Here is a 17,499-nt window from a genome sequence, read left to right on the forward strand (position 1 = left end):
ATGAATAAAACACTGAATAAATTCATTTTTACTCTGCAAATTATAACATATTGGAAAATATTTATATATTTATTTAAGAATTATTTTAATCAAATCAGTTTTTTATAGTTAAATTAATATATATTAATAATTTATATTTAATTACTCTCAACTTTTAGTAAATCATTACTCCATCCAGTTTTTTGTAACAAACCGCTTTTATAATAACTGGCAACTTTTTGAATAAACAATCTCATATCCGCATTTTCTTCAACCAACCGGTTTACCGAGCACCAATCCACCTCTGCTCTAAATGCCGCAGGAATCATTATCTGACTATCAATTACATTATCTGTTTTAAGTATAATTAACCCAATACCATGTAAAGCCGACAACATTCTCAGCTCATTCATCGTTCCATCATCTGGAATGCTTGCACTCACCAGATAACCGTAATTTGCCCAACTGGAATTACTAACGGCCTGAAAAAAATATTGACGAACTGTTGAGCGGGAAATCTGTTTTTTTACTTCAAAAGACCATAGATAAGCCATTTTAGCATCCCCTGACTGTACACAAGTTTTAACCAAACTATTCCAGTCTTCAGTCACTGCCTGCAAAGCAACAATATCCGGATGCAACCATTTGTTGCCATTTTCCCCTTTACCTTTTTTAGAAAATTTTTCATTGATTCTATCACATTTTAAACTATATTCCGTACCAAGATACTCAATCAATAAAGGATAAAGATCAGCTTCCGTGTAATTCATCTTTTTTAATGGCAAATTTAAAATGTCTTTACCTGCATTTTCTTCATCTTTCAGTTTATCTATAAAATTGCTCTTGAGCTTGGAATTACCTTTCCATTCGTAAACTCTTGGTCGAGGCTGGTCCTGAATCAATATTCCTGCATTTGATTGTTTCAACCTTTTAATACGTGAACCAATTTCAGCAACAATTTGAGAAATAAAAGAATTTTCTGAGGTAAAACGCTGCTGGCTATTTAGCCTTTTTTGCTTATAATAATCAGGATAAATTTTAACTAATTGGATTGCAATTTCACGCGCGGTAAATCGTTTACACGGATTATTTTTTAAAAATAAAACAACTTGCTGAATTAATGTATAATTTTTCATAATATTATAAATTGTTCAGATAAATTCATTATTTCTATCATATGATATTAAAATAATTGGTTAACCTTATTTAAAGAACATAATATATATAACCGGTTAAATTGCCCGATACCGCCTATTTGATTTTAAAAAGGCCTTGGAACAGGCAATATATCAATAATTTTACACGCGTTTTGTCATGCCACCATCAACAACAAGATTGCTTCCGGTAATAAAACTTGCCTGTTCACTTGTCAGAAAAACAACTGTTGAGGCCACATCCTCTGGTGTTCCCATACGACCTAACGGGTTATTCTTCAAGGCTGTATTATAAAGTTCAGGCTGCTCCCGTTCAATTTGATCCCATATCCCTCCCTTAAAATAAATTGTTCCTGGAGAAACAAGATTAACCCTTACATTGTGTTCTGCAACTCTTAGTGCAACCGATTTGCCATAATGATTCAAGGCAGCCTTTAAGGCACCATATGGTTCAGCAAATACGTCTATTTCAGAAGCGGAAACACTGGATATGATAACAATTGATCCGTTTTTCTGTTTGGTTAAATAAGGCAATGTCTCGTTAACCAGGGCAACGGTACCTAACAGGTCTGTATCAACCGCCTTTTTCCAGGTTTGCAGATCCCGTCCCGAGGCAAGAGCGCTTACATTCGCCACCACATGATCAAGCCCACCCATCTTTTTATGACTTTCCTTGATCCATCTTTCAACTTCATCCGCCTTGTTAATATCAACAGTCATGCCCATGGCCCGGTCACCCAATTGCAGAATAGCCTTATCGATACCTTGCTGATTTCTGGCACAAATACTGACAAACGCACCTTCATCAATAAATTTTTGGGCAATCGCCAATCCAATTCCTTTGGAACCGCCACTAATAAGCACTTTTTTATTTTTTAGACCAAGATCCACTTTATTATTCTCTCAAATTTTAAAAGACATTATTATCACTAGATTACGTAAGGCAGATATCTTTTGCAACGAAATAGTCTATAATCTCCATTCATAAACCATAACCTATAAAACAAAAACTTTGTATTATCATGATCGAACCCGATATCCTAATTTCCACTCTTCATGCCATACGCGCAAAAAATCCACTTATCCTCAATATAACCAATCAGGTTGCAACCCAATTTACCGCAAATATTTTACTTGGGCTTGGCGCATCACCCGCCATGGCCAATGCGGAGGAGGAAGTTGAGGAATTCGTTCAAAAATCCAACGCTCTGGTTATCAATATTGGGACTTTATCAACACCCCAATTACGCTCCATGCAGTTGGCCAGTCGTACCGCATACCAGCAAAACATTCCATGGATACTCGATCCGGTGGGCATTAGTGCCTCTCTTTATCGAGCCAAAACAACGCTCAGTCTTTTACAGAATTTCCCCAATGCCATTCGAGGAAATGCGTCAGAAATTATCAGTCTTTACCATTATCATCAAAATACATCTCCTCGAACACAGGGCCATGGAGTGGATAGTCTTGATTCCTCTCATGATGCACTGGAAGCCGCTAAACAACTGGCCTTATCTTATAAAACCACTGTGTCAATCAGTGGCCAAACAGATTATATCACCAACGGAAAAGAGATTGTCTCCGTAAGAAACAGCCACCCTCTTTTAACCAAAGTAACAGGATCTGGTTGTGCAGCAACCGCCATCACCGCAGCATGCCTGTCTGTTGAAAAAAACACCCTATATGCTTGTTCCGCGGCAATGGCTTTTATTGGCATTGCCGCCGATATCGCTATGCAACATATCAACGCCCCCGGCAGTCTGCAAATCGGATTAATTGACGAGCTTTATCTATTGAACGATGAAAAGATTATAAAATATGCAAAAATTAATCTTGTCAAATAATGGATAAAATAATTCTCCAAAATGATGAAAATGAGATTTCATTTTCATCATCCCTTATTTGGACATCAAACGAAATTCGGAATACCTTCCGCCTTGAAAACAGCAAGAACCCCATCATCTTTTTGCATTTTCATATAAAACTGCAACAGATTCTTATAACTCAAAATATCTATTTTTAGATTTTGAACCCAGGTCAAGGTCATGAATAAATATGGATCTGCCACACTACGGAAACCCGCGATCCATTCCTTTTCCGCCAGTTGTTTATCAACCTGACCGTATAATTTATGAAGTTTTTTACGAGCGGCAGTATCAAGGATTTCAATCACTTTTTGATCGCCGCTGATTTGTTGTCCTCCAAAAATCAAACCGAATACAGGATGAATATCGGAATTTACAAAAGCCAACCAACGCAAAGCCTCTGCCCTTTGTTGCTTACTACCATCTCCGAGCAGCTTCCCTTGTGGAAAAGAATCCGCAATATAATTCATGATGGCGACATTTTCAGTCAGCACAAACCGATCATCAACCAATACGGGCACCTGACCTGATGGATTCAATTTAAGAAATTCATCCTTTTTTAAACCATCATGATCAACAATTTCAAAGTCAAAATCAGCTTTGCACCAATATAGGGCAATATGACATCCTGTTGAGCAAGCACCTGGAATTGTATAAAGCTTTAACATCAATAGTCTCCTTGAAATATCCTAAGAAAATTATAATGCTTTTATAATTATTCAGGCAATAATAAATCATCTTTTTTGTTAAAAGAACGTTTCATTAAAATCAAACCAGCAAGTATTGAAACAGCCAATAAAAGTAAACTTAACGTAATTTGCCCAAAATGGCCAATCCGAATTCCGCCGCCGAGTAAAACAAAAACAACCGTTTGTGGAAAGCTTCCCAGAAAAGTCGCACAGATAAAAGGCATAACGGAAATACCAACTATACCAGCCATGGTATTCAGCAGAACGGAAGAGCCCACAGGCATCAAACGGCAGATAAGAACGGTATGAAAAGGGTTTGTCTGAATAAAATGATGAATTTTTTTTAGTTTTGCATGGGAAAGATATTTTTTCCCCCATTCACGTCCCAGCCACCGGGCCCAGTTATAGGCCAATAACGCTCCTATGACAGTCGCAATCGTGGCGTAAAAAATACCCAACCAAAAACCGTATACCACCCCAGCCGTCAGACAGACAAGCTGTCTTGGAAAACCGACCATGCACATAATGATGGCAATGGATAAGAAAATCAGGGGACCTTTTATCCCGCGCCTTAATAACGTATGATCATTTAAAAACAAATCAAAGCCGTGAAAATAACGAGCAAGTAAAAGAACAATAACAATTCCAAAAACCATACATAATGGTTTTATTACTTGACCAATTAGTGTTTTGTATTGAGTTAAATTTTTATTTCTTTTCATAACACAACTAAATTATTGACCTTATGAAAGGCTTGACTTGCAAAAACCTTCTTATAGGACTAAAAAAAACACAATATCTCACTTTTCTTTAAAACGATACCCTTTATCATTTATTTAGAATTTCTTTACTCATGCAAAACAATAAATCAATTTCAACGTGGCTGTTCCTCATCTGCTTTATGCTTCTTTGCATGATAGCCCTTGGGGGATATACACGACTAACGGGTTCCGGTCTGTCCATCATGGATTGGCGTCCAATCACTGGTATCATCCCCCCTCTAAGCCACGCAGAATGGGTTCGGGAATTCGATCTTTATAAAACCATTCCACAATATCAAATTCTTAACAATGGGTTTGGACTGGATGGATTTAAACAGATTTTCTGGGCTGAATGGAGCCATCGTTTTCTGGGAAGATTAATAGGTCTGGTTCTCATTTTACCCTTAATCTGGTTTATTTATAAAAAAATGATCACAAAACAACTGGCTCTGCGCCTGTTCATTTTTTTTATTCTCGGTGGATTACAGGGCGGTATTGGCTGGTTCATGGTTCATTCTGGATTCAGAGCAAACAGCACCGCGGTTGAACCGGTCCGTCTCGTTTTGCATCTAGCCTGCGCCATTATTCTCTATATCGCTATTTTATGGACAGCCCTTTCATTACGCCACCCTGTTCCCAATCCACTGACCCAAAATCCAGCCATAAAATTTATTAAAACCCTATTGAGAACTGATTTCATTTTATTGCTAGTCACCATTGTTGCCGGTGGTTTTACTGCAGGAACCCATGCGGGTCATTCCTTTAACAGTTTTCCCCTAATGAACGGCCACCTAATTCCTGCTGATTATAACAGACTATCCCCTTTCTGGTTAAACTGGTTTGAAAATATTTCAACCATTCAATTCAATCATAGGCTCCTGGCAACATTTACGGGCATAATGATTCTAATAACCGTTATGACAGGTCTGAAATCCTCATTGGACAAGGCGACCAAGGACAGCTTTATGGCAATGGGATGGGCTGTCCTTATCCAATACGCCCTGGGGGTTACAACATTATTGCTTGTTGTTCCTGTCTGGGCAGGCACCGTTCATCAAGCCTTTGCAATCGTTTTATTGACAACAGTTACGATTGCCCTACATCATATGCGTAAAAATAAATCATTATCATAACTAACATTTTTTATTTTGATCCTCTTGAAAGCTATTATTTATGACTGATCCCATCAATGCCTTGACCCTGACAGATTCTATATTTTTCAATCCACAGAAAACCCAGCTGGATCGGGATAAGACAGAAAAATCCATTCATCAGACCCTTTCTTCCATGGATGATGGAGAACTGTTTCTTGAATATCGCGAAAGTGAAATGATAAGTATTGATGATGGAACCATCCGAACCGCGACAACAGATATCACTTCTGGATTCGGCCTACGATCAGTCTTGGATACTCAAACAGGATTTGCTTTTTCCAATGAATTAAGTGATAAAGCCTTAAAACGTGCCAGTGAAACTGTCAGCCAACTGAAATCAGATCATGAATCTATAATCAGTGATAAACCTGTCCTGACCAATCATCAGCTTTATCACCCTGACAACCCACTTCATCAAGGTAAATTTGCCGATCGGGCTCATTTGCTTCATGAAATTGATGCTTATGCCCGTTCAAAAAGTCCTCATGTCGTTCAGGTAAGCGCATCCCTATCGGCAGAGTGGCAGGCCATTCAAATTATCCGGACCAGTCAGTTCCGTGTTGCTGACATCCGTCCCCTGGTTCGACTTAATGTTACCATCATAACAGAAAAAAATGGACGTCGAGAAATAGGTTCCTATGGATGTGGTGGACGCTATGGTTATGATCATATTACACAGGAAAATATTTGGAAAAATGCTGTTCATGAAGCCTTGCATCAATCCCTAATCAATCAGGAAAGTAAATCTGCACCTGCCGGTGAAATGGATGTCGTTCTCGGGTCTGGATGGCCTGGTATTTTGTTACATGAGGCTATCGGCCACGGATTAGAAGGTGATTTCAATCGCAAGGGAGCCTCTGCTTTTGCCGGTTTAATGGGTAAAAGAATTGCAGCTCCAGGGGTTAATGTCGTTGATGACGGCACCCTCTCTGAACGACGGGGAAGTCTTAATATTGATGATGAGGGAACTCCAACTCAACGGACAAACCTGATCGAGGATGGCATTTTGACAGGATTACTTTATGACCGTTTGAACGCCCGTCTGATGAATAAACCATCAACGGGAAATGGACGTAGAGAATCTTTTGCCTGTGCGCCAATTCCTCGTATGACCAATACATTTATGCTGGCTGGAAAAGATACGTTGGACGATATGATTAAAAGCACCAAAAAAGGTCTTTACGCTGTCAATTTTGGCGGTGGTCAGGTTGATATTACCTCTGGTAAATTTGTCTTCTCTACTTCAGAGGCGTATCTGATAGAAAATGGAAAGGTCACCCATCCAGTTAAAGGGGCCACCCTGATTGGAAATGGTCCAGATGCCCTTACCAAAATCACAATGATTGGCAATGAAGTTGAATTAGATAAAGGGGTGGGAACTTGCGGCAAGGCTGGTCAAGGCGTACCGGTTGGAGTTGGACAGCCATCCCTTAAACTTTCCGGCCTGACCGTCGGGGGAACAGATTTCTAATTTTTGTCAATACAAACGTAACTGATCCTTATACCCCAAGGATCAGGAAATCATCTCTCCTCCTGTATTTTATCACCGATCTTTATCTATATAATATCCTCTATCAATATCTGTCCCCTTGTCAGATCAAGTAAACGCCGCTTCAAAGCCAAATACTGTTCTTCAGGCACAACAAGATGACACTCCACATCCATGGATTCATAATTTTCCATGGCAATTTCTGCTTGATATTCTCCAATACGGGCTTTTACCAAAGCATAATCTGAAAAAGAACAGACAATTATAAATTCCTTTTTAGGAATATATAATTTGGAGGAAGACTGACGTAAACATTCAGCCGCAGTTCCACTATAGGCCCGAATAAGACCGCCTGCGCCTAGCTTAATACCGCCAAACCATCGAATAACTATTACTAGTGTACAATCAAAATTCTGTCTTTCTATAACTTGTAAAATGGGTCGCCCCGCTGTTCCGGAAGGTTCACCATCATCATTGCTTTTATAATTTTGTCCTATACGATAAGCCCAGCAATTATGTGTTGCCTCTGGTATTTTTAATCGTTGCAACCATTCCCCAACCTGCATTTCTGTATAGACAGGCACAGCATGTGCCAAAAATATACTTTTTCGAATTTCTTGCTGAAACTGATAAGGGGCGGTTAACGTATAAATCAGATTGTTTGCTATCATTAATTCATTCAGAAATTATGTTTTTATGTAATAAAGCAATGTTTGAGAATACATTTTACTAACAATTCCCATATAATTCATTCCAAAAAAATCATTTTCGCCTTATTTTGTACAAAAAAACAATATTTTTACATATTTTTATAGTTTACTTTACCAAGTCGTTATAAAATAAAACAAATTTGCCTTTAAACTTGGAGCTGCTTCTATGAAAATAGTGCAATACCTATTATTTAATCTTTTCCTTTCCTTTGGAATAATATCTATACAAAATACCCACGCGCAAGAAGCAGCCAACTCTCTTATTTCCTCATCAACCCCTTCAAATACACCTGTTTTTCTCAATATTCCCGATACAACAACTCAACCAATTTTAAATAAGCTTATAAAACAATTGGGAAATATTAATAAAAGCTTACAAAACCTTCAGCATTCTGAAGATTTTACACAATTCAAAAATCTGCTGAATCAAGCACGATCGATATCCACCTCGGCCGATGCGATTGTAACTGATTTGACCCCTCGTCTGAAGGGATATAATCAGGCTTTAAAGCTACTGGATAACGTTATCCAAAATACAGGAAGTGATAAAAATAAAGATGATATTAAAAATTTAAATGATCGACAAAAATCCTTTATTCAAAATAGAAATGATCTTAGCGCAAAAATTCAGCAGGCAACAATCATATCCTTGGAAGCCAATAGTCAGGTTGCACAAATTCAGCAGGCTTTATCCAAGATTCAACAGGTGCAGTTATTTACCCGCATATCCTCTCCCCTAGGTTATAATTTTTGGCATGAAATTGCCATTCATTACGATGATGACAGTTCCCGCATAAATAAACTATATTCTGATTTTGGCAGTTTATTCACCAAAACATGGCAAGATGGCTGGGGAAGCCGTCTTACAATGCTTGCAGGTTTTCTTGGCGCTATTCTATTAATTTTCATCCTACGTCCTCTTATTGAAAAAGGACTGGTACAGTTCACAGAAAAATTCATTCCCCCCACACGTCTTAGACGCAGTTTAATGACGCTGTGTTCAGCAATAATAGCCTCTCTTACCGCAGGATTATCTGCCACACTCATTTTGGTAACCATTAATAACCACAATACGATCAGCCCACAAGCCTATGCTTTTGCACAAAACATAATTCACCAACTTTATTTTTGCGGTTTCATCTTTGGACTTTATCGAGGTTTTCTTGCTGTAAAAAATCCACAATGGCGGTTATTGCCCATTGGTGATGAAGTTGCGCATTCAATCAATATTCTACCCAATATTTATATGGCCATTATCCTGCTTCTTGGAATTGTCCGTTATATCAATAATGTTAGTGGTGTAAGTATTATAGCACAGCAATTATGCAATGGTTTTTTTGCCTGTATCGCCTCAATCCTTTTTTTATCCATTCCCATAAAGCTTCGCGAAGTAGGTCAGAAAAGAATCAAACTTCATTCAGCACAAAATAATCAAAGTCCGGATATCACACTTCTTGTGGTTGCAATCGGGCTCCCATTATTCTGTATCATCTCTATTGTTGCCATCCTAACAGGATACATCCATTTGGGTTATTCAATGTGTGTATGGCTTAACTGGGTAATTCTGGTTTTCAGTACTTTAAGTCTTTTAAGAATACTTTTGAATGATATAACAAACCTCATCTTTGATCCGGATCGCTGGCTGGGTAAAAAAATACAGCTTTTAGGCATAAAACCTCAAAGCATGGAACAATTATCAACCATCATTACCGGTGTCATCACACTAACAACTGTCATTCTGACAATTGTTTCCATTATTTCCCCCGGCAATTTTGATCTGGTCGTCTTCATCCAACATTTAACAACCACCCTAACCAACCAAAAAATAGGTAACTTTACATTTTCCTTTTCAACAATCGCCGAGGCAATCTTGGTATTTTTCATTGGTATATATTGTATAAGAATTGTCAGAAACTGGTTAAATAAAAACTTCTTCCCAAAAACCAGTCTGGATAATGCAACCTGTAATTCAATTGATACAATTTTCAATTATTGCTGTTGGGTCGTTGTCGCCATTATTGATTTATCCATCCTTGGTGTAACAACTCAAAACATTACCTGGATTGTCAGCGCTCTTTCTGTCGGTATTGGTTTCGGTTTACAAGCCATTGTCCAGAATTTTGTTTCCGGTCTTATCCTTCTCGCTGAAAGACCCGTCCGCATAGGGGATACGGTTATCATAAATGGTGTTAAAGGAGTGGTAATGAGCATCAAAGTAAGAGCTACCGAAATTCGTTTGTCAGATTTTTCAACCCTAATTGTTCCAAATTCACAAATTATCACATCTTCTGTTCAGAATGCCACCCGTGGACGTCATATGGGTCTGGTTTCATTTAAATTACCTGTAATTACCATTCAACAATTGGATCAAGCACGCACGTTAATCATGAAAATCATGGAAAAACAAAAAGATGTTCTAGATGATCCGAAACCCTATATATGGGTTGATAACATTACAGAAAGCTCTTTAGTCATGACCATTGTTTGTTATACAAATTATCTGGCAAATACAGATGCAGTAAGAAATAACATCTTATCTGAATATCTAAATAATATAAGTCAGCTATCCAATAACAAACCCTCCTCAGAAAAGGGTGACAAATAGACAATATACATAAATATTAATAACTTAACATTAAGAAAAATTAAAAAATAATTAATTTTTTGCTATTTTTATATTATTATTTCGATATATTTATAATTTTAAATACGTATTATTGTTATTTTTCTAAAAAGTTATTTAAGTATGAAAATTTGTCTCGCTTTATTTCTTAAAAATGAAAATCCAAACATTTTATCATGGATTTCTTGGCATCTTGCTATCGGTATCGATAAATTTTTTATTTATGATGATCACTCAACAGATGGAACATATGAAATATTAAAAACTGTTTCTAATATATATAATATTGAAATTGAACTAACAAATCCTGTCAGTATTCCTTATTTTTATGATCGACAAGCTAATGCATTTGAAAGCGCTTGTCGAAAAGCATTGAATCAAGAATATGACTGGATTGGATTTTTGGATGCCGATGAATATGTATCACTAGAACACGATCTATCTATACAGGATTTTTTTAAAAGATTCTTACACTATAATGGTGTTTCTTTAAATTGGAGAATTTATGGAAATTCAGATAGAGTTTTAAAGAGCAAAATTCCAACCTATGAAGCTTATACTAAGCACTGTGATAAAAATTTTTCCGATACTTTATTAACAAAATGTTTTATAAGGCCTAGAAATTACTCGTTTGAATATGAGAATCCTCATTATTTCAAAACAATCCCTCAAAATTATGCAAATGCGTGTGGATTACCTGTTTCAAACAAACGTGCTGATAGTGATACTGTTATATGGGATAATGCATGTATCAACCATTATATTAACCGATCGATGGAAGATTATATAATTAGAATTCAATACCGTCTAAATACAGATTTGATAAATTCAGAAGGTCGATGGAAGCATTTCAATAGAAATGATATACAACACGAAGAAAGAAAAGATTTCATCAAAAAAGCCAATGAAATCTTAGTAACCCTTAAACAGGAATGTGTATATCGTTATATATTTGAAATTACGGGATCTTTTAACAAGAAAAAATCCAACAACAAGCAATCAAATTGTTTCAAACTTTGCTCAACAAAAGAACGGTATCTAGCTTTACATATGCGTGAAGGATATTTATTTAATTTTGAAAATATACAAAACATGATACCAATATATGGCGTTATATACAATCATAAACCAAATTTGATTTATCTTTTCTATAAAGAAAGCAATTCCATATCCACTATTCCTTTCATTATTAAATTTTTAAATAAATTTTCCTCTACCTATCAATTTTCAATTCAACCAGTTAATGATACACCATATTACTCATTACAAACACCTTATTCAAAAAAATTTATGTCATTAAATCCTGAATCAGGTTTTTTTGGAGATGTAGATGTCAACAAAAACATTTGTAAGGAATGGGAATACCTTCAACTGAAATCAAAGGATTTAGAAATTAATTTCAATGTTTCACCTGATTCTGTACATGATCTATACAGTTTTTATAATTACTTATATCAAAATAGTGAAGATATAACCTATGCAGATTTTATCTTGGCATATAATCTTTTATCCAAAAAAGAACAATCTAAAATACATATACATAATGTTGGAAAAATTATAAGTTGGCTATAAAAAAATTATTTTCAACTTCTGCCAATATGCAGTTTCCTTTATTTAATATGATAAGTTATTAAATAAATATTTAAGATTTCATGTTTAAACTCAAAATATCGCAAACCCTTTTTTTCAACTCTGGTAAAACTTCCGTTTCAAAAAAAGGGTTCTTTTTTGCCCAAATTCTTGTCCGCCATGAAGGATGAGGAAGAGGCAAAAAATTAGGTAAATAATCCCGAAAATTCTTAACTCGTTCTGTTAGGCTTCCTTTTCCCAAGACATAATTTTGTGCATAAGATCCAACCAGAAGGGTCAATTCAATATTAGGCAATAATTTCAAAAGTTTGGCTCTCCATTGTGGCGCACATTCTTTACGAGGAGGTAAGTCCCCACCCCTTTCATAACTGCCTGGATAACAAAATCCCATTGGAATAATTGAAATCAATTGATCATTATAAAATAAGGATCGGTTAATTCCCATCCATTCACGCAAACGATCCCCCGAAGGATCGTTAAACGTTATTCCCGTTTCATGTGCACGTGTACCCGGAGCCTGTCCAGTGATTAACAACCGCACTTTAGACGAACCTACCTGTAAAATGGGTTTTGGACCCAAAGGTAAATCCCTGCAGATATGACAAGCCCGAACCTCTTTCAAAAGACGGTTTAAAGAGTCAGTCATTCTTTTCCCTTATTTCTGATAGGCGCTTAATAAATAATTGACAAATTCGGGAACCAATTCTGTTGCTGAACCTTGCCAGGATTCATCAAAATTTGATGTGCCCATAGAAGGTTCCAGATTTAACTCGATTGTTTTCGCTCGCCCCTGTACTTCGTTTACAAACCCCGCAGCAGGATAGACTACACCGGAAGTACCAATGGCGACAAATAAGTTACAATCTGATAATGCCCTTCCAATTTCTTGCATATAATAAGGCATTTCCCCAAACCATACAATATCTGGCCGTAATGTCACAGCATGACAATATGGACAAGATGTATATGGAAAACATGACTTATGCCATTCCATACGTCGATCACATGTTGTGCATCTTATCTTGTACAATTCTCCATGCATATGATAAAGAAAACGGCTCCCGGCACGTTCATGTAAATCATCAATATTTTGCGTTATCAAAACCAATTCAGCTTCAATTTCTTTTTTCAAGACAGCCTGTTCAAGTTTCGCCAAGGCAATATGAGCGGCATTGGGTAAATATTTAGGCAAATTCGAACGTAACTGATTATAAAATTCATGTAATTTTTCAGGATTTTTCTTAAATCCTTCCAAGGTGCAAACTTCTTCCATATTATATTTCGCCCAGATTCCATTAGCATCACGAAACGTATCAAGACCCGATTCCTGACTGATCCCGGCTCCAGTTAAAACAACAATTTTATTCATTGCTCGATACTTCTTATAACATTTAATTCATAAAATTATTTTATGGTAAAAATAAACAAGTTTGATTAATTACGCTATATAAACCTAAATATCTTATATTTTAAAATATTATGTTATACTTAATTAAATAGTATTCTATAACTTAGTATAATGACCTTTTAAGTTTGAGATTTATCTAAATGAATTTAAATATTTTTAAACAATCTAATAAAATCGCTGTTCTTACTGGAGCAACCGGGGGGTTGGGCAAAAAACTTGTTTCTTACCTTTTAGAAGAACATTACAAAATTATTATGATTGCAAGAAATCTTGCGCAATTAGAACAAATTTCTCTCCATTATGGAGATAAAGTCATTATTCGTATTTGCGATATTTCTCATCTTAATGAAATACAGTATTTATGTGAGGATATTAAAAAACAATTCCATCATATTAATGCTTTAATCCATTGTGCAGGAAATATTTATCCAGGTTCATTTTCAAATTTAAGTGATCAATTAATACTTAACCAACTTCAGGTAAATCTTAATGGAGCCATTTTTTTGACCAAGGGCTTACTTCCGCTTATGCGTAAAAAAAGCTCAATTATTTTTGTAAATTCATTGGGAGGTATTTTCCCCCTAAAAAACAGCGCATTATATTCTGCCAGTAAATATGGTTTACGTGGATTTGCCTTGGCGTTGGCCATGGAGCTCCGTCCCCGGAAAATATATGTTTCATCCATTTTTCCTGGCGCCATTAACACGCAAATGCTTCATAATGAAATGCAAAATGGAGGGTCTTTGCTTAATTTCTGCTCTCCACCTCTTGAACCTGAAATTGTCTGTAAAACAATTATGAAAGCCCTCAAGGAAAAAGGATTGGAATATTACATTCCCAAATGGTCAGGATTGCAAACTAAACTTTTGATGCTAAAACCATATTTTATCCTACGATTAATGCCTTTTGTGGAAAAGTTTTGTGAAAAAAGAAAAAAAAACTGGCAGAAAAATAACCTACATTCATAAGATCAATAAATTTATTGCGTGACGTATTTGAACCTTTTAAAACATGAATGGTTTATGTTAAATTTATTAATGATTGTTAGAAATGAGCAACGCAGCTAATCAAACAGATTTCACACCGCCCACCAATATAGATTTAAAAAAATATATTCGTACTATTCCTAACTATCCTCATGAAGGCATATTATTTTACGATATCTCCACACTTCTACGCAATGCTGATGCCTGGCAGATTGCTTCTGCACGTATGGCACATGGGATTGCGGCTTGGCAACCCGATCTAATTGCCGGAATTGAATCAAGAGGATTTGTTAGTGCATCACCCCTTGCAACAGCATTAGGCTGTGGAATGATAATGATTCGTAAACCCGGCAAATTGCCTGGAAAAACGATTTCAATTGATTACGATTTGGAATATGGACAAAATTGTATCCATATTCAAGAAGATGCAATCAAGCCTGGACAGCGCGTTGTTATTATTGACGACTTGCTCGCAACTGGTGGAACGTTGCAGGCCGCTATTAAACTTTTACGTAAAACTGGTGCCAATATCATCGGAGCAGCTGCCTTAATTGAACTAAAAAATTTAAAGGGACGCGAAAAAATTGACGTCCCCTTATTTTCAGCAATCACTTATAATGAATAAAGCTTCAATTATATTCAGCTTTGTTTTTCTCAATAAAATGTTCCAGCCAATGAATGGTATAGTCACCTTTCTGGAACTCTTTATCTGCCAATATTTTCTGCTGTAATGGAATGGTTGTTTTTACACCTGTCACAACCATTTCCTCCAATGCTCTTTGCATTCTTGCAATTGCGGTTGCCCTGTCATGTCCATAGGCAATTAATTTGGCAATCATACTATCATAATATGGTGGAATAGTATAACCAACATATAAAGCGCTATCCAAACGAACCCCCAGTCCACCTGGAGAATGAAAAACTTCGATTTTTCCAGGATTGGGTACAAAATTTTCAGGGTCCTCGGCATTAATACGGCATTCTATTGCATGTCCTTTAAACTGAATGTCTTTTTGGCTTAATTTTAATTTTTCACCTGCAGCCACACGAATTTGCTCTGCAACAAGATCAACATCGGTAACCAGTTCGGTAACAGGATGTTCAACCTGTAAACGCGTATTCATCTCAATAAAACAAAATTGTCCATCCTGATAAAGAAATTCAAGCGTACCGGCATTTTTATATCCCAATTGCTGCATGGCATGGGTGGCAACTTTACCAATAAAATCACGTTCCTTTACAGTTAGACAAGGAGACAAAGCTTCTTCCAACACTTTTTGATGCCGTCTCTGCAAAGAACAGTCCCGCTCACCCAAAAATAAGACATTACCATGTTGATCGCCAATAATCTGAACTTCTATATGACGAGGTTTATCCAAATATTTTTCCATATAAACTTCGTCATTACCAAAAGCCATTTTTGCTTCAGCCCTTGCAACCTGCCACGCCTCTTCCAGCTCTGTTTCTGTAGAGGCAACTTTCATGCCACGACCTCCACCCCCAGCAGAAGCCTTGATCAAAACTGGATAACCAATCTTATTTGCAACCTCTTTTGCTGTAGCAAGATCTGACAGGGCCCCATCTGAACCTGGAACCAGAGGAACATTGAATTTCTTCATGGTTGTTTTGGCCTGGATCTTATCACCCATCATACGAATATGCTGGGCAGAAGGACCAATAAAAACAAATCCATGCTCTTCAACCAGTTCGGCAAAATCTGCATTCTCGGAAAGAAAACCATAACCGGGATGAATTGCTTCGGCTCCTGTGATGGCTGCTGCAGATAAAATTGCCCTCTTATTCAAATAACTGTCTGTGACTGAAGGGGGACCAATACATACGCTTTCATCTGCCAACCGCACATGCATTGCATCTGTATCCGCAGTTGAATGCACAGCAACGGTTTTAATGCCCATTTCACGACATGCCCGTAAAATACGAAGAGCAATTTCTCCACGATTCGCAATTAAAATCTTTGAAAACATTTTATTCAATTACCGCCAGAACCTCACCATATTCTACTGGATCACCGGAATTAACAAGCATACGCGTCAATTTTCCTGATTTATGGGCACGAATTTGATTAAACGTTTTCATCGCTTCAATAAGCATGATGATCTGTCCAGACTGAACCTCTTGTCCAACAGTTACAAAAGGGGGGGCAGAAGGTTCCGGCGTTAAATAGGCCACACCAATCATTGGACTTAGCAGCGCGCCAGGATGTTTAGAGAGATCTTCTTCCTGTTTGGCATCATCATTATTAACCGTTACAGGCACAGGCGCGGAATTCATGACAGAAGCCATGGAAACGGGAGCTGTTACTGGACTTGCGTTAACGGTAATATTCTTTACGACGCGAATATGCTGATCCTTTTCGGAAACCTCGATTTCTGTCAATCCTGTTTCAGTTAAAATATCAGCCAATTTACGAATAACTTCTACATCTACGAGCATTTTGCTCATCAACTATCCTCTTCCAATATAAGATTTGCCAACGCAGCCAAGGCCAAGGCATAACCCTGAATACCCAATCCACAGATTACCCCTGTCGCCGCATGAGAAACATAAGAATGATGCCGAAATGATTCCCGGCGGTAAATATTTGATATATGTACCTCTATAACAGGTAAATCAACTGCCAGTAAAGCATCTAAAATTGCTATAGAAGTATGACTATATGCTCCTGCATTAATGATAATTCCCTTTGCTTTTCCCCTACACTCCTGAATCCAGGAAACAAGTTCCCCCTCATCATTGGATTGGCGAAAATCAATTGCTATTTCGAGCTGTTCTGCATTTTGAATACAGATTTGTTCTACATCATCCAAGGTTGCATGACCATACACATTTGGCTGACGCATTCCTAACATATTTAAATTAGGACCATTCAAAACATATACGAGGGGCAATTCCATCACTAGTTATTCATGCCTTTAATCAGGTTTAACACTATATGAATTTAAAAAGCCTCTCTTATAAACAGTCAACAAATTAATTAAATTTTCTCTTAATTTTTTTGATAGACTATGTCTATTTATATCATTTCAGCCAGAAACAATAGATTAAACAAATTATTTGCCATATGTGCGTC

At 36.8% G+C, this 17,499-nt stretch carries 17 protein-coding genes; 7 read left to right on the forward strand and 10 right to left on the reverse strand.

Annotation, left to right across the window (positions count from 1 at the left end):
* Window positions 1-137: 137 nt before the first annotated feature.
* Both H3R33_RS06140 and H3R33_RS06145 read right to left on the reverse strand, forming a co-directional pair.
* A complete protein-coding gene (locus tag H3R33_RS06140; protein ID WP_198185135.1) occupies window positions 138-1,115 on the reverse strand; it encodes a COG2958 family protein in 978 nt (325 codons plus the stop codon).
* 162 nt (window positions 1,116-1,277) lie between these two features.
* Window positions 1,278-2,024 (reverse strand): SDR family NAD(P)-dependent oxidoreductase, encoded by a 747-nt coding sequence (locus H3R33_RS06145; RefSeq protein WP_110439268.1) that lies wholly within the window; start codon window positions 2,022-2,024, stop codon window positions 1,278-1,280.
* A 131-nt stretch (window positions 2,025-2,155) separates the two neighbouring features.
* Between H3R33_RS06145 and thiM the strand changes: the two genes are divergently transcribed.
* Window positions 2,156-2,977, forward strand: a complete 822-nt coding sequence (thiM, locus tag H3R33_RS06150) for a hydroxyethylthiazole kinase (protein ID WP_198185134.1) — start codon at window positions 2,156-2,158, stop codon at window positions 2,975-2,977.
* Between the two features lie 65 nt (window positions 2,978-3,042).
* Here the strand turns inward: thiM and H3R33_RS06155 are convergent, their stop codons facing one another.
* Both H3R33_RS06155 and H3R33_RS06160 read right to left on the reverse strand, forming a co-directional pair.
* A complete protein-coding gene (locus H3R33_RS06155) occupies window positions 3,043-3,666 on the reverse strand; it encodes a glutathione S-transferase family protein (protein WP_198185133.1) in 624 nt (207 codons plus the stop codon).
* A 47-nt stretch (window positions 3,667-3,713) separates the two neighbouring features.
* On the reverse strand, window positions 3,714-4,343 hold the full coding sequence (locus H3R33_RS06160; RefSeq protein ID WP_196424189.1) for a TVP38/TMEM64 family protein: 630 nt from the start codon (window positions 4,341-4,343) through the stop codon (window positions 3,714-3,716).
* A gap of 197 nt (window positions 4,344-4,540) precedes the next feature.
* Here H3R33_RS06160 and H3R33_RS06165 point away from each other — a divergent pair, with 197 nt between their 5' ends.
* Together H3R33_RS06165 and tldD are read left to right on the forward strand one after the other, a co-directional pair.
* A complete protein-coding gene (locus H3R33_RS06165; protein ID WP_155566184.1) occupies window positions 4,541-5,581 on the forward strand; it encodes a COX15/CtaA family protein in 1,041 nt (346 codons plus the stop codon).
* Window positions 5,582-5,621: 40 nt separating this feature from the next.
* Window positions 5,622-7,073, forward strand: a complete 1,452-nt coding sequence (tldD, locus tag H3R33_RS06170) for a metalloprotease TldD (RefSeq protein WP_198185132.1) — start codon at window positions 5,622-5,624, stop codon at window positions 7,071-7,073.
* An 86-nt stretch (window positions 7,074-7,159) separates the two neighbouring features.
* On the opposite strand, the gene H3R33_RS06175 is transcribed toward tldD, so the two are convergent.
* The gene (locus tag H3R33_RS06175) at window positions 7,160-7,762 is read right to left on the reverse strand and encodes a YigZ family protein (protein ID WP_198185131.1); all 603 of its coding nucleotides are present in this window, start codon (window positions 7,760-7,762) and stop codon (window positions 7,160-7,162) included.
* Window positions 7,763-7,967: 205 nt separating this feature from the next.
* Here H3R33_RS06175 and H3R33_RS06180 point away from each other — a divergent pair, with 205 nt between their 5' ends.
* Both H3R33_RS06180 and H3R33_RS06185 read left to right on the forward strand, forming a co-directional pair.
* A complete protein-coding gene (locus H3R33_RS06180) occupies window positions 7,968-10,406 on the forward strand; it encodes a DUF3772 domain-containing protein (RefSeq protein ID WP_155564787.1) in 2,439 nt (812 codons plus the stop codon).
* Between the two features lie 141 nt (window positions 10,407-10,547).
* Window positions 10,548-11,996 (forward strand): glycosyltransferase family 2 protein, encoded by a 1,449-nt coding sequence (locus H3R33_RS06185; RefSeq protein ID WP_198195057.1) that lies wholly within the window; start codon window positions 10,548-10,550, stop codon window positions 11,994-11,996.
* A 70-nt stretch (window positions 11,997-12,066) separates the two neighbouring features.
* Here H3R33_RS06185 and H3R33_RS06190 read toward each other — a convergent pair whose 3' ends face one another.
* Together H3R33_RS06190 and H3R33_RS06195 are read right to left on the reverse strand one after the other, a co-directional pair.
* On the reverse strand, window positions 12,067-12,660 hold the full coding sequence (locus H3R33_RS06190; RefSeq protein ID WP_155567513.1) for a uracil-DNA glycosylase family protein: 594 nt from the start codon (window positions 12,658-12,660) through the stop codon (window positions 12,067-12,069).
* Window positions 12,661-12,669: 9 nt separating this feature from the next.
* Window positions 12,670-13,383, reverse strand: coding sequence for an NAD-dependent deacylase (locus H3R33_RS06195; protein ID WP_198185129.1), 714 nt, complete (start codon window positions 13,381-13,383; stop codon window positions 12,670-12,672).
* 179 nt (window positions 13,384-13,562) lie between these two features.
* Between H3R33_RS06195 and H3R33_RS06200 the strand changes: the two genes are divergently transcribed.
* Both H3R33_RS06200 and H3R33_RS06205 read left to right on the forward strand, forming a co-directional pair.
* Window positions 13,563-14,390, forward strand: coding sequence for an SDR family oxidoreductase (locus tag H3R33_RS06200; protein ID WP_198185128.1), 828 nt, complete (start codon window positions 13,563-13,565; stop codon window positions 14,388-14,390).
* Window positions 14,391-14,472: 82 nt separating this feature from the next.
* Window positions 14,473-15,033 (forward strand): adenine phosphoribosyltransferase, encoded by a 561-nt coding sequence (locus H3R33_RS06205; RefSeq protein ID WP_198185127.1) that lies wholly within the window; start codon window positions 14,473-14,475, stop codon window positions 15,031-15,033.
* Between the two features lie 4 nt (window positions 15,034-15,037).
* On the opposite strand, the gene accC is transcribed toward H3R33_RS06205, so the two are convergent.
* From accC to aroQ, 3 genes are read right to left on the reverse strand one after another with little or no spacing between them, the layout of a single operon-like run.
* Window positions 15,038-16,393 (reverse strand): acetyl-CoA carboxylase biotin carboxylase subunit, encoded by a 1,356-nt coding sequence (gene accC, locus H3R33_RS06210; protein WP_110439255.1) that lies wholly within the window; start codon window positions 16,391-16,393, stop codon window positions 15,038-15,040.
* Between the two features lies 1 nt (window position 16,394).
* Complete coding sequence (accB, locus tag H3R33_RS06215) at window positions 16,395-16,871, reverse strand: acetyl-CoA carboxylase biotin carboxyl carrier protein (protein WP_198185126.1); 477 nt, start codon at window positions 16,869-16,871, stop codon at window positions 16,395-16,397.
* Window positions 16,871-17,323: a type II 3-dehydroquinate dehydratase gene (aroQ, locus tag H3R33_RS06220; protein ID WP_110439253.1), complete on the reverse strand. Its 453-nt coding sequence runs from the start codon at window positions 17,321-17,323 to the stop codon at window positions 16,871-16,873. The genes accB and aroQ overlap by 1 nt, the downstream gene beginning before the upstream one ends.
* Between the last annotated feature and the right edge of the window lie 176 nt (window positions 17,324-17,499).

This window comes from Commensalibacter sp. B14384M2 (assembly GCF_016101865.1).
Lineage (GTDB): Bacteria > Pseudomonadota > Alphaproteobacteria > Acetobacterales > Acetobacteraceae > Commensalibacter > Commensalibacter melissae.

What these genes read in the sequence shown, in the direction of transcription:
- H3R33_RS06140 (WP_198185135.1), bottom strand. Translation starts at nt 1,115, where the DNA reads ATGAAAAATTATACATTAATTCAGCAAGTTGTTTTATTTTTAAAAAAT.
- thiM (WP_198185134.1), top strand. Translation starts at nt 2,156, where the DNA reads ATGATCGAACCCGATATCCTAATTTCCACTCTTCATGCCATACGCGCA.
- H3R33_RS06155 (WP_198185133.1), bottom strand. Translation starts at nt 3,666, where the DNA reads ATGTTAAAGCTTTATACAATTCCAGGTGCTTGCTCAACAGGATGTCAT.
- H3R33_RS06160 (WP_196424189.1), bottom strand. Translation starts at nt 4,343, where the DNA reads ATGGTTTTTGGAATTGTTATTGTTCTTTTACTTGCTCGTTATTTTCAC.
- H3R33_RS06165 (WP_155566184.1), top strand. Translation starts at nt 4,541, where the DNA reads ATGCAAAACAATAAATCAATTTCAACGTGGCTGTTCCTCATCTGCTTT.
- tldD (WP_198185132.1), top strand. Translation starts at nt 5,622, where the DNA reads ATGACTGATCCCATCAATGCCTTGACCCTGACAGATTCTATATTTTTC.
- H3R33_RS06175 (WP_198185131.1), bottom strand. Translation starts at nt 7,762, where the DNA reads ATGATAGCAAACAATCTGATTTATACGTTAACCGCCCCTTATCAGTTT.
- H3R33_RS06180 (WP_155564787.1), top strand. Translation starts at nt 7,968, where the DNA reads ATGAAAATAGTGCAATACCTATTATTTAATCTTTTCCTTTCCTTTGGA.
- H3R33_RS06185 (WP_198195057.1), top strand. Translation starts at nt 10,548, where the DNA reads ATGAAAATTTGTCTCGCTTTATTTCTTAAAAATGAAAATCCAAACATT.
- H3R33_RS06190 (WP_155567513.1), bottom strand. Translation starts at nt 12,660, where the DNA reads ATGACTGACTCTTTAAACCGTCTTTTGAAAGAGGTTCGGGCTTGTCAT.
- H3R33_RS06195 (WP_198185129.1), bottom strand. Translation starts at nt 13,383, where the DNA reads ATGAATAAAATTGTTGTTTTAACTGGAGCCGGGATCAGTCAGGAATCG.
- H3R33_RS06200 (WP_198185128.1), top strand. Translation starts at nt 13,563, where the DNA reads ATGAATTTAAATATTTTTAAACAATCTAATAAAATCGCTGTTCTTACT.
- H3R33_RS06205 (WP_198185127.1), top strand. Translation starts at nt 14,473, where the DNA reads ATGAGCAACGCAGCTAATCAAACAGATTTCACACCGCCCACCAATATA.
- accC (WP_110439255.1), bottom strand. Translation starts at nt 16,393, where the DNA reads ATGTTTTCAAAGATTTTAATTGCGAATCGTGGAGAAATTGCTCTTCGT.
- accB (WP_198185126.1), bottom strand. Translation starts at nt 16,871, where the DNA reads ATGAGCAAAATGCTCGTAGATGTAGAAGTTATTCGTAAATTGGCTGAT.
- aroQ (WP_110439253.1), bottom strand. Translation starts at nt 17,323, where the DNA reads ATGGAATTGCCCCTCGTATATGTTTTGAATGGTCCTAATTTAAATATG.